General features: G+C 60.9%; 11 protein-coding genes. 4 read left to right on the top strand and 7 right to left on the bottom strand.

The window, feature by feature from the left end:
* Positions 1–2: 2 nt before the first annotated feature.
* Entirely contained in the window at positions 3–1,019 is a 1,017-nt protein-coding gene (locus LOY68_RS12640; protein ID WP_265044904.1) for an aldo/keto reductase, read from the bottom strand.
* Between the two features lie 117 nt (positions 1,020–1,136).
* Here LOY68_RS12640 and LOY68_RS12635 point away from each other — a divergent pair, with 117 nt between their 5' ends.
* Positions 1,137–2,087, top strand: coding sequence for a LysR substrate-binding domain-containing protein (locus tag LOY68_RS12635; protein WP_265044902.1), 951 nt, complete (start codon positions 1,137–1,139; stop codon positions 2,085–2,087).
* A gap of 75 nt (positions 2,088–2,162) precedes the next feature.
* Here the strand turns inward: LOY68_RS12635 and LOY68_RS12625 are convergent, their stop codons facing one another.
* From LOY68_RS12625 to LOY68_RS12615, 3 genes are all read right to left on the bottom strand, one after another.
* Positions 2,163–3,266 carry an NAD(P)/FAD-dependent oxidoreductase gene (locus LOY68_RS12625; RefSeq protein ID WP_265044900.1) on the bottom strand — a complete coding sequence of 368 codons (1,104 nt, stop codon included), beginning with the start codon at positions 3,264–3,266 and terminating at the stop codon, positions 2,163–2,165.
* Positions 3,267–3,282: 16 nt separating this feature from the next.
* Entirely contained in the window at positions 3,283–4,587 is a 1,305-nt protein-coding gene (locus LOY68_RS12620) for an MFS transporter (RefSeq protein ID WP_054052689.1), read from the bottom strand.
* 274 nt (positions 4,588–4,861) lie between these two features.
* The gene (locus LOY68_RS12615; protein WP_265044898.1) at positions 4,862–5,644 is read right to left on the bottom strand and encodes an SDR family oxidoreductase; all 783 of its coding nucleotides are present in this window, start codon (positions 5,642–5,644) and stop codon (positions 4,862–4,864) included.
* Between the two features lie 155 nt (positions 5,645–5,799).
* On the opposite strand from LOY68_RS12615, the gene LOY68_RS12610 reads away from it, so the two are divergent.
* From LOY68_RS12610 to LOY68_RS12600, 3 genes are all read left to right on the top strand, one after another.
* Entirely contained in the window at positions 5,800–6,966 is a 1,167-nt protein-coding gene (locus LOY68_RS12610; RefSeq protein WP_163909630.1) for an iron-containing alcohol dehydrogenase, read from the top strand.
* A 13-nt stretch (positions 6,967–6,979) separates the two neighbouring features.
* Complete coding sequence (locus LOY68_RS12605; protein ID WP_054615203.1) at positions 6,980–7,294, top strand: NIPSNAP family protein; 315 nt, start codon at positions 6,980–6,982, stop codon at positions 7,292–7,294.
* 143 nt (positions 7,295–7,437) lie between these two features.
* Entirely contained in the window at positions 7,438–8,421 is a 984-nt protein-coding gene (locus tag LOY68_RS12600; RefSeq protein ID WP_265045775.1) for a cyclase family protein, read from the top strand.
* Here the strand turns inward: LOY68_RS12600 and LOY68_RS12595 are convergent.
* The 3 genes from LOY68_RS12595 to LOY68_RS12585 all read right to left on the bottom strand — a co-directional run bounded on the left by LOY68_RS12595 (position 8,414) and on the right by LOY68_RS12585 (position 12,078).
* Entirely contained in the window at positions 8,414–9,343 is a 930-nt protein-coding gene (locus LOY68_RS12595) for a LysR family transcriptional regulator (protein WP_265044897.1), read from the bottom strand. The two genes, LOY68_RS12600 and LOY68_RS12595, sit on opposite strands and share 8 nt — an antisense overlap.
* Positions 9,344–9,570: 227 nt before the next feature.
* Positions 9,571–10,509: a cyclase family protein gene (locus tag LOY68_RS12590; protein ID WP_265044896.1), complete on the bottom strand. Its 939-nt coding sequence runs from the start codon at positions 10,507–10,509 to the stop codon at positions 9,571–9,573.
* Between the two features lie 360 nt (positions 10,510–10,869).
* Positions 10,870–12,078 (bottom strand): NAD(P)/FAD-dependent oxidoreductase, encoded by a 1,209-nt coding sequence (locus LOY68_RS12585; RefSeq protein WP_265044895.1) that lies wholly within the window; start codon positions 12,076–12,078, stop codon positions 10,870–10,872.
* Positions 12,079–12,201 lie beyond the last annotated feature (123 nt).

The following is a 12,201-nucleotide window of genomic DNA, read 5'->3' as shown; positions in this document are numbered from 1 at the left end:
GCTCAACCTCCAATGATTGGCAGTGGTGCGCGCTCGGAAACCAGTTTCGCGTCACGCAATGCCTGCCAGAACGCCGCAGGAATGACCTCCGACAACGCGGCCACATCTTCAGCGATGCGGTCAGGACGGCTCGAACCCGGAATCACCGCCGCCACTGCCGGGTTGGCCAGGGAGAACTGCAATGCCGCCGCTTTGACGCTGACGCCGTGGGCCGCTGCGATTCGCTTGATGTGCTCGACTTTGTTGATGATCGCCGGGCTCGCCTTTTGATATTCGAAGTGCGTACCGCCGGCCAGGATGCCGGAGCTGTAAGGGCCGCCGACCACGATCTCGACGTTCTGCGCCAGGGCCGACTCCATCAAGCGTTGCAAGGCGCGGTCATGATCGAGCAGCGTGTAGCGACCGGCCAACAGGAAACCGTCCGGCTGGGCTTCGGTGAGGTCCAGGGTCAGCTCGCACGGCTCGACCTTGTTCACGCCCAGGCCCCAGCCCTTGATCACGCCTTCTTCGCGCAAACGGGTCAACACTTTGAACGCGCCGGTGCGGGCCTGGTTGAAGTATTCCAGCCATTGATCGCCGTAGAAATCCTGGGCGATGTCGTGAATCCAGACGATGTCCAAACGGTCTGTTTGCAAGCGCTTCAGACTGTCTTCGATCGAACGCAGGGTCGCGTCGGCACTGTAGTCGTTGACGATTTTGTTCGGGCGACCGTGTTCGAATACGCCGGCCTTCTCGCCGAGATCACGGGCGGCGGTGTCTTCGATTTCATCGAGGATCACCCGGCCGACTTTGCTGCTGAGCACGTAGTCGTCGCGGTTGTATTGGGACAACGCGGTGCCAAGGCGAATTTCCGACAGGCCCGAACCGTAGAACGGCGCGGTGTCGAAGTAACGCACGCCAGCATCCCAGGCGGCGTGCACGGTGGCCATCGCCTCTTCTTCCGGGATGGCGCGGAACATGTTGCCCAATGGGGCGGTACCGAAACCCAGCACGCCGGGCAGTTTGTCTTTCAAGCTCATGGGTGATTCCTCTTGAGTGTCGAGGTCAGCTTTGGTGACCGTTGAGCCGATCGTAGATTGCCATGATCGGACCGTCCAAGACATAATGCGCAGCACTTGAGTCCCTAGAGGTCTGACATGATCGACATCCGCCAATTGCGCTACTTCGTCGCCGTCGCCGAGGAAGAACACGTCGGTCGCGCCGCCGAACGCCTGCACATTTCCCAGTCGCCCCTGAGTCGGCAGATCGCCCAGCTCGAAGAACGCCTGGGCCTGACCCTGTTCGAACGCAGCCAGCAACGCATCCGCCTGACCCGCGATGGCCAGACCTTCCTTGCGGAAACCCGCGCCCTGCTGACCCACGCCAATCGACTGGAATCCCTCGGCAAGCGCCTCGGCCGCGGTGAAGAAGGCGGCTTGTGCATCGGCTATATCGAAAATGCGATGCACGCTGGCGTGTTGCCGAATGCCTTGCGCGTGTTGCGCGTGGACCGGCCGAATGTGCACGTCGCGCTATACAACCTGAGCTCTGCGGAACAATTGGAAGGCCTTCGCCAGCGTAGTCTGGATATTGCCCTGGTGAGCGAGCCGCCCGTCGCCGACGACCCGGATCTGTTGGGTTTTCAGGTGCTGGACGACCCGATGCTGCTGGCGTTGCCTGAGCATCATCCGCTGGCGCATCAGGCGACGTTGGGACCAGCAGACCTGGCTGATCAGGAATGGATCGGTGTGCAACACCGCCAGAACTGCGCGAGTCGCGAAGACTTCGTCAGCGCCTGCATTCGTGCCGGGTTCACGCCGGATATTAGGATGGAGGCGACAGAACCGTTTACTGCGCTGGGGCTGGTGGCGTCAGGGCTGGGGATTGCGATGATTCAGAAAGGCTTGAGCCGCAATGCGCCGCCGGGTGTGGTGTTGCGGGAGGTGCCGTGGATTTCGTTTACCACACCGTTGTGGGCGGCGTGGCACCGGATCAATTTGCGGCCGTTGGTGGAGACGTTCAGGAAAGTGCTGACTGAACCCGCACAGCAACCGGTCTACAACAACACCACAAAACCCTGTGGGAGCGAGCTTGCTCGCGATAGCTGACTGTCAGCCAACATCTATGTTGAATGACCCACCGCAATCGCGAGCAAGCTCGCTCCCACAGTTGATTTGTGGTGTTCATCGGATCTCGGTCATTACTCGCTCCGCCAACGCCAGGCAACTGGTCAACCCCGGTGATTCAATGCCGAACAGGTTCACCAACCCTGGCACACCATGCTGCGCCGGTCCGCTGATGACGAAGTCAGCTGCCGGCTCGGTCGATCCAGTAATCTTCGGCCGAATACCGCTGTAGGCCGGTTGCAGGCTGTCATCCGGCAACCCCGGCCAGTAGCGGCGGATTGCCTGATAAAAGCCATCCGCCCGACGTGGATCGACGCGGTAGTCGATGTGCTCGACCCATTCCACGTCCGGCCCGAACCGAGCCTGGCCGCCCAGATCCAGCGTCATGTGCACGCCCAAACCAGCACTTTCCGGTGCCGGGTACACCAAGTGCCGAAACGGCGCCCGACCGCTGAAACTGAAATAACTGCCCTTGCACAATCGCGCTTCTGGAACGTACTGGTGTGGCAAGCCGCTGATCCGGCTCGCGACCTCAGGCGCGGACAACCCGGCGCAATTGATCAACTCGCGGCAGGTCAACGTCATCGGTTGCACGCCGCCCATTTGCAGTTCAAATCCCTGCTCAATGCAACGCGCCGCCAGCAGTGGCGTGTGAAACGCAACCGACGCACCCGCTGCTTCCGCATCCCCTTGCAGCGCCAGCATCAACCCATGGGAATCGACAATGCCGGTAGACGGCGACCAGAGCGCGGCGACGCAGGACAACTCAGGCTCAAGCGCGCGTGCTTCAGCAGCATCCAGCCATTGCAAATCATCAACGCCGTTGCTCAACCCCTGCGCCATCAACCGCTGCAACGCCGCTCGCTGATCCTCATCGGTCGCGACGATCAACTTGCCCAGCCGCTGATATTCAACGCCGCGCTCATCGCAAAAGGCATACAACCGTTGCTTGCCCTCGACACACAGCTGCGCCTTGAGGCTGCCACTCGGGTAATAAATCCCCGCATGAATGACCTCGGAATTGCGCGAGCTGATGCCCACGCCAATCCCCTCGCCGGCCTCGACCACAATCACTTCGCGCCCGCTCAAGGCCAACGCCCGAGCCACCGCCAGACCGACCACACCGGCTCCGATCACCACGCATTCGATATCGACGCTCACCTGCCCTCCGCTCATTTCACGCCAGACCCCGTTCCCGATAATCGATCAGGCTGGAGAAAATCGCCAGCAGCAGGGCCATGACCACAAAGAAGATCAGCACCAGGAAGTACGACCCGGTGAATTGCACGATCAAGCCGATCAGGATCGGCACAATCACTCCGGCCATGTTGCCGCAGAAGTTCATGGTGCCGGCCAGCACACCGGTTTTCGAGGTACCGCCGAGGATCGACGGAATGCACCAGTACATGCCGCACCAACGAATGAAAAACATCGCCACGCAGAGCAGGCCAATCGCCTTGCTCGCCTCGTTCGCATAGGCCACCGCCAGCATGCACAACGCTGCCACCAGTGCCGAGCCGCTGAACATGCTGCGCATCACCAGGTTGGGCGAGGCGCCGCTGGATTTCCATTTGTCGCCGAGATAACCGCCCACCAATTCGCCAACGAAGCCGCACATGAAGATCAAAAACGTCGCGCCGCCCATGCTCGAAATGTTCAGGCCGTGGGTCTGGTGCAAGTAGCTGGGCATCCAGGTCAGCAAGCCGTAGAACACGCTGAGAATGCAGCAGTAACCGGCGAACATCGCCAGCACCGAACGGTCCTTGAGCAGTTCCTTGAGAGGGATGCTGGTGACCGCGCCGGGTTGGCTGGTCTGGCGATTGCCTTCGGTGATGTGCGCCAGTTCCGCGGCGTTGACGCCGGGGTGTTCGCTGGGGTGGTTGCGGATGTATTTCCAGGCCAGCACTCCGGCGAGCATGGTGCCGACCCCGGCGATCACAAACGCGATGCGCCACGAGTCGAACCAGCCGATCAGACCGGCAATGATGATCGCGCCAAACGCACTGCCCAACGGTGCGCCGCCGTCCACCAGCACGGCGCCGCGCCCGCGTTCGTTGGGGGTCAGCCAGGCGCCGTTAAGCTTGGCCCCGGCGGGCATGATCGGCGATTCGGCGATGCCCAGTCCCATGCGCGTGATGAGCAGGAGGATCCAGTTGTGCGCTCCGGCCGCCAAGGCCTGGAACGCGCCCCAGGCGACGGTCGCAATGACAATCACACGGCGGGTCTGGAAGCGATCCAGCAGCATGCCGCCGGGAATCTGCATCAACGCGTAGGACCAGAAAAACGCGCTGAGCATCAAGCCTTCCAGCGCGGGCGGGATCTGGAATTCACTGGAAATCAGCGGCAACGCCACCGACAGCGAGGCGCGGTCGATGTAGTTGATTGCGGTCAGCAGCAACATGATCAGGAAGATGCGCCAGCGCACGCTGGTGGGACGCTCGGCGGCGGACAGGGACAGTGTTTCGGCACTCGGATTGTTCATGAGGGGCGCTCTTTATTGTTGTGGATGCAAGCGGCCGAATGCCCATCAGTCACGACGCAAAACCCTGTGGGAGCGGGCTTGCTCGCGAAAGCGGAGTGTCAGGCGATATCGATATTGACTGAACCACCGCCTTCGCGAGCAAGCCCGCTCCCACAAGGGATCTTCATTACCGGCAGGCATTCGGCTGGCGGCACCCACTCTAATCACGCGCCCGACGGGTGAATAATGATGGGATCTGATTGGGGGATTACCAAACGTCATCCCCCCGCAAAGATCAGAACGTGCCGGGGTAGCTGCCGCCGTCCAGCAGCAGGTTTTGCCCGGTGAGGAAACCGGAATGGGCGCTGCAAATGAACGCGCAATAGGCGCCAAACTCATCGGGCTGGCCAAAGCGTTGGGCCGGCACGTGTTTGCGCCGTTGTTCGCTAATGCTCTCGACGCTGGTGCCATTGGCGTCGGCGGCGGCGCTGAGGGTCTTGTGCAAGCGCTCGGTTTCGAACGGTCCCGGCAGCAGGTTGTTGATCGTCACGTTGTTCCCGGCCAGCTTCGACTGACGCGCGAGCCCGGCGATAAAACCGGTGAGGCCACTGCGGGCGCCGTTGGACAAACCGAGCACATCAATCGGCGCTTTCACCGCGCCGGAGGTGATGTTGACGATGCGCCCGAACCCACGTTCGGCCATGCCATCGACGCACGCCTTGATCAGCTCGATGGGCGTGAGCATGTTGGCGTCCAACGCCTTCAGCCAGTCTTCGCGCTGCCAGTCGCGGAAGTCCCCCGGTGGCGGTCCGCCGGCGTTGTTGACCAGAATGTCCACCTGCGGACACGCCGCCAGCACCTGCTCGCGCACTGCCGGTTCGCTGATGTCCCCGGCCACGGTGCGCACCTCGACGCCAAGGCTGCGCAATTCTATGGCGGCGGACTGCAAGGTTTCTTCGCCGCGCGCATTGATCACCAGGTTGACGCCCTCCTTCGCCAAGGCCCGCGCACAGGCCAGGCCCAAGCCTTTGCTGGCGGCGCAAACGATGGCCCAGCGGCCCGAAATTCCCAAGTCCATGACGATGCTCCTGACAGTTGAAAAACCTAACGTTACCACTGCTGCCCGACACTTCAGGGGATGACAAAGGGTGATCACCGGATCAGACCTTTTCATTATCAGCCGCCCGCCCCGCTTATTACTGTCTCCCGACCAATAAGAAACCGGAGACACCCATGAACCCGTTCCAGTTTTATTTCCCCACGACCTTGAAGAGCGGCAACGGCCTGGTGCGTCAGGCCGGTGCATTGCTCAAACCGCATGTTCGAAAAAAGCTGCTGGTGGTCACCGATCAGGGGCTGATCGCGTCCGGGGTGATGGAGAGCTTTTTCGCCTCGTTGGCTGAAAGCGAAATCAGCTACGAAGTGTTCGCCGGCGTCGAACCGAATCCCACCACCGACGTGCTGGAACGCGCCGTGGCCTTCCTGAAAAGCCACGAGTGCGACGCAGTGATCGGCGTCGGTGGCGGCAGCAGCATCGACACCGCCAAGGGCGTGGCGGCCATGGCCACCAACCCCGGCAACATCCTCGACTACGAAGGCTACGACAAACTGCTGCACCCACCTCTGCCGATTTTCGCCATCCCGACCACCTCCGGCACCGGTAGCGAATGCACCGCCTCCACGGTGTTCACCAACACCAAGACCCTGTTCAAGACCGTGATCATCAGCCCGGCGTTGTTTCCGAAACTGGCGATTCTCGACGCCGAACTGACCCTCAAATTGCCGCCGTCGATCACCGCCGCCACCGGCATGGACGCCCTGACCCACGCCATCGAATCCTATGTGTCGAAGCAGGCCAACCCGGTGAGCCAGGCCCTGGCCCTGCAAGCGATCAAGATGATTTGCACGCACCTGCCCAAGGCATTCTTCACCGGCTCCGACCTGCACGCGCGGGAACAGATGCTGCTCGGTTCGTTCCTCGCCGGCGTCGCGTTTGCCCAGTCGAAACTCGGCAACGTGCATGCGATCTCCCACACCTTCGGCGGTGTGTTCAACATTCCCCATGGCATCGCCAACGCGACGCTGCTGCCCTACGTCATCGAATACAACCTGGCGGCCTGCCCGGAGCTGTTCCGCGAGATCGCCATCGCCATGGGCGAAGACGTCGACGGCCTGAGCCCGGCCCGCGCTGGCCGCAAAGTTGTCGAGCACGTGATGGCGCTGAACCAGGCCATCGGCATCCCCGCCAACATCAAGGACCTGGGCGTGGACCTCGACTACATGCCGCAAATGGTTAGCGACTCCATGCGCAGCGGCAACGTGCTGGTCAACCCGCGCCTGACCACCGCCGCTGACATCGAACGGATCATCAACAACGCCTACCACGGCACTCATTCCTGAAGAGACCAACCCCATGTTTTACGAAATGCGCACCTACACGATCCAGATCGGAAAAATGCAGACCTACCTCAAGCACTTCGAGGAAAACGGCCTGCCGGTGATCTCCCGCTACGCCAAGTTGGTGGGCTGGTGGTACACGGAAATTGGCGAGTTGAACCAGGTGATCCATATCTGGGCCTACGAGAGCCTGGATGAGCGAATCAAGAAGCGCGCTGCGCTGTATCAGGACGCGGATTGGCTGGAAGGGTTTGTGCCGATTGCGTTTCCGATGCTGGAAAAAATGGAATCGAAACTGCTGATCGCGGCGGATTTCTCACCGATCAAATAACCCCGAAACGCCACCGCCCCCCCTGTAGGAGCTGCCGAAGGCTGCGATCTTTTGATCTTGTTTTTTAGAATCAAAGTCAAGAGATCGCAGCCTTCGGCAGCTCCTACAGGGGCGGTATGGCGTTCAAATCCAAGGACAACCTCATGTGCGACCACAACACCAATAACACCGCCGCCGACCGTTCTCCCGACATCAAAAAACTCCTCGAAGGCCTGCCCACCAACTGGGGCAAGTGGGGCCCGGATGATGAAGTCGGTGCCCTGAATTACCTGCAAAGCGCCGAGATCTTGCGCGGCATCGCTTCGGTGCGCCAAGGCAAGACCTTCACCCTGCAGGTGCAAATCGGCCATCCCAAAGGCGAACCGCTGTGGCCCGGCCGACGCCCGTCGATGCGGGTCAATGTGCTGGACAAGGGGCATTTCCTGGCCGGCAAAACCCACTTCGATGGCCACGTCGAATACGCCGACGATGTGATTTTCATGCACCTGCAAGGCTCGACCCAGTACGACGCCCTGGGCCATGTGTGGCACGACAACAAATTGTGGAACGGCTACGACGCCATGAGCACCATCGGCAGCATGGACAAGGCCAGCATCCTGCCGATTGCCGAGCGCGGAATTGTCGGGCGCGCGGTGTTGATCGACATGGCCCGCCATCGCGGCAAAGCGGTACTGGACAAGGGAGAAACCTTTACCCATCTGGACTTGCTGGCGGCGGCGAAAGCCCAGGGCATCGAGATCGAGAAACGCGACATCCTGATCATCCGCACCGGTTGGATCGGCTCGTTCTATGACCGCGAGCCGGAAGAGTTCTACAAGGACTTCGCCGAACCGGGCCTGACCTTCAGCCGTGAATTGGTGGAATGGTTTCACCAGATGGAGATCCCCAACCTGGTCACCGACACCATGGCCAACGAAGTGGCGGTCGACCCCAGCACCGGCGTACTGATCCCGTTGCACAACGCCTTGATGCGTAACCTCGGCGTGACCTTCACCGAAGTGGCGCTGCTCGATGAACTGGCCAGCGATTGCGCCGCCGATGGCCAGTGGAAGTTCCTCTACACCGCCGCGCCGCTGAAGATTGTCGGCGGCACCGGGGCGCCGGTGAATCCGATCGTGATCAAGTAGTCAGGTCGCTCTGCAGTTCGTTGATCAACAGGGTCGCCGCCGGAGACAGATCGGCGCCGGCCCTGGTGATCACGCCGAAAGGTTCGTTCAGCGCACGTATCGACACTGGAAGCTTCACCAGCAAATCGTATTGCTCGCAGTACTCGGCGACTTCCACGGGAATCACCGCCAGCAGCGTCGAGTCCTGTTGCACCAACAGAATGGTGGCGAGGATGGACGAAGTTTCCAGCGGATAACGCGGGATCTCCAGCCCCGCTTCGTTGAGTTCACGTTCCAGGGCCTGACGCATCGGCATGTCCTTGGGGTAGACGACCCAGCGGTAATCGCTCAACTGCGAGAGTTGCAACGACTCAGCAGCGGCCAGGGGATGGTCTTTGCTGGCGACCACTGCCAAGGGTTCCTCGCTGAGCTCGATGCAGTCATAAGCCTCGGTTCGCTGACCAACGCTGGTGCGACAAATCGCCAGATCCAGCCGCCCCTGATCCAGCAACCCGAGCAACGTGGCGCTGGTGTTTTCCACCAGTTCCACCGACAACTCAGGCTGCTTGAGGCGCAATGCGGTCAAGGCCCGGGTCAGCAACGGCACTGCGCCCATGATCACCCCCACCGACAAACGCCCGCCCTGACCTTGCAGGATGCTGAGCATTTCCTCGTGCAAGTGCTCGACGTCGCTATGGATCAGCCGGGCGTAGCGAATCATGCAGCGTCCCATTTCATTGGCCACCAGGCCTTTGGGCTGGCGTTCGAACAGCGGCATGCCAATCAGTGATTCGACTTCATGCAGGGCTTTGGTGGCGCCGGACTGGGAGATCGAAATCTGCTCGGCGGCCTTGTGCAGGGAGCCCCGATCATCCAGGGCGATCAGCAGGCGCAGTTGTTTGAGCCGCAGGCGTGAAGCGATGCTGACAAGGGTAGGAACCATGTCCGTGTGTTCTCCATTCCAGGAAAAAAAACTCAGGCAAAAAACAGCCCTTGTAGCAGCTGGCGAAGCCTGCGTTCGGCTGCGAAGCAGTCGTGAAACCTGAGAACGCGGTCCAGCTGAAGCACCGCGTTGACTGATTTGACGACTGCTGCGCAGCCGAACGCAGGCTTCGCCAGCTGCTACAAGGGCCGAACTCCGGCTTCGTCAGGTGCTACGGGTGGTGGGTATCAGTGGATCGCTACCGGGTTGATGTTGACTTGGGTCGAGCCCTTGTACAGCGGCTGGCCGAGGACAAACATGAACTCCCAGGCCTTGTCTTTGACCAGCGCGCGGCTGTCGATCAGTTCCAGGTTGTAGATGCCGTTCTTGGCCAGCATGTACTGGTTGACCGGGAATTCCTGGCCGTCTTTGGCCGGGTAGATTTCCGACGCCCAGGTGTCACCGCCGAAGGCGACGATCTGCTTGTCCACCAGCCATTTGGCCGCCGCCATGCCGATGCCCGGTTCCACCGCGAGGAACTTCTTGTTGTCCTTGCCCAGCAGCTCCAGCCAACCGGTATTGAACAACACCACATCGCCTTTCTGGATGGTGATGCCTTGCAGGTCGAGGGCTTTCTGGATGTCGGCGACGGTAAATTCGGTTTTCTCCGGCACGATCGGCGTGCCGTACACGACGGTCATGTCCAGCACCACGCCACGGGTGACGATCGGCGGGACCTTCTCGATGCCGAGTTTCTTCACGCCTTCGACAGTGACGAAATCCGCCGCGCGGTTGCCGTTGTAGTAGACGTAGTCGATGCCGATATGGCCGATGCCGTTGAGCTGGGTGCCAACGCCGGTCCAGCCCACCACCAGTTCATCGTTGAAGGTGAATTTGTTCGGGCCCATGGTCGTGCCACCCGCCTCGCCCGGCTGGACGTTGGTCAGGTTGAAACTGCGATGACGGAAGGCCGGGAGGGTCTTGTCGATGGGCACGGCCAGCGGGTAGGTCTTGCCGGTCTTGATCAGTTTGGCGGCGTTGAGCACCGAGTCGGCGTTGAGCAGATTGAGCGCGCCGATTTCATCATTGGCGCCGTATTTCGAGGGGTACCACTTTTCGGCATCCGCGGCTTGCGCGGCGCTGAAGGTGAAGAGCAAGGTAAAAGGCAGTATCAAACGATTGAGCATTGGGGGCGTCCTTATGGGGTTGCAGTGACCCCAAGGTACGCAGCCCGCCTGTGCGGAAACAGACAGGTATGGGCAATACATTTGTTCTGGAAAGGCACGATTCCCGTAGGAGCGAGGCTTGCCCGCGAAAGCGTCGTGTCAGCCGACATCAACGTGTCTGACACACCGCCTTCGCGAGCAAGCTTCGCTCCTACAGGGAACTGTGTCAGCTACAAATCTTGCGAACAACACTTGAACAAATGTGGGAGCGGGCTTGCTCGCGAAAGCGGAGTGCCAGTCGACATCAACGTGTCTGACACACCCCCTTCGCGAGCAAGCCCGCTCCCACAGTGATCGGTGTGAAATCGAAATGGCGTTACGTCAGCCGTAAACCATTTCCGGATTACCCGCCTCCAGCGCCGCCGCACGATTAGCCGCCGGCGGGTAGATCCACTGGGTGTTGATCATGCGTTTGCGTGCCTTGCCTTCGTCGTGGGTCAGCAGCACCTGGCGGTCCCAGCCTTCGGTGTACACCGCGCCCCACTCGCCCAGGTCCAGGCAGGTGGCGTAGAACGGCTGGCGGTATTCGAGAGTCGGCACGCCCACCAGATCGGCGGCGACGTTATGTCCGGCAAAGCGGCCCATGAAGATCGCGTGCTGGCAGGACATCAACGAGTAATGACCTTCGTCATCGGTCAGGGCCATGGCCACATCGCCCGCCGCGAATACGTGATCGGTGCCGACCACACGCAAGTCGCCGGTGACTTCAACGCGGCCCTGGCGATCCAGTCGGGACGAGACTTGCGCAGTGAGGCCACTGGCGATCATGCCGCCGGTCCAGATCACGGTCTTGGCTTCGATGCGTTTGCCGGCAGCAGTCAGCACACCGTTTTCATCAATCGCCACCACCCCGCTGCCGAGTTGGAACTCAATGCCCATCGACGCCAGTGCTTCGGTGATCATCGGCCGTGGTTTCGGGCCCAGGTCCGGGCCGATTTCTTCGTTGCGTTCGATCACGATGATCTTGAACCGCGCATCGGCGCCATGCAGGTTGCGCAGGCGTTCCGGCAACTCAGTGGCGACTTCCAGGCCCGTGAAACCACCGCCGACGACCACGATGGTGTTGCGTGCCGGCGAATCCGGCAGATCGCCCAACTCCGTCAAATGAAGATCCAGCTTTACCGCATCGGACAACTGGTCCACGGCGAAAGCGTTTTCCAGCAGGCCCGGCACCGGCGGGCGATTGAGTTTGCTGCCGCTGGTCAGCACCAGCCGATCATAGGGCACGCTGATACGCCGACCGTCGGTGGTCAGCGCATGCACCACTCGATCGCTGGAGGTGTCGATGCGCTCGACTTCCGCTTCGATGAACTTGACCCCCGCCGCTTCCAGCAATGGCAGCAGCGGCGAACTCATCTCGTGGGGGGCGTGTTCGTGCAGGCGCGGACGAATGACGATTTCCGGCTTGGGGGAAATCAGGGTAATTTCCACATCGTCAGTCTTGTCGTTGAGGTCCAGCACGCGTGCCGCGCCCAAGGCGCTCCAGACACCGGCGAAACCGGCACCGACGATCAATATTTTGCGGGACATGATGGCTACCTTCGTTCTCGTTATTGAGGCAGACAGCGAGCGGCTGTCTGGTCATGCGGGAATCGATGGTAGGGCTGGACGCTGGCCCCCGAAATGACATAAAACCCTGAAATCCTGCCGTTT

This window comes from Pseudomonas sp. B21-053 (assembly GCF_026016365.1).
Classification (GTDB): Bacteria; Pseudomonadota; Gammaproteobacteria; order Pseudomonadales; family Pseudomonadaceae; genus Aquipseudomonas; species Aquipseudomonas nunensis.
This window is presented reverse-complemented; position numbering and strand designations above follow the sequence as displayed.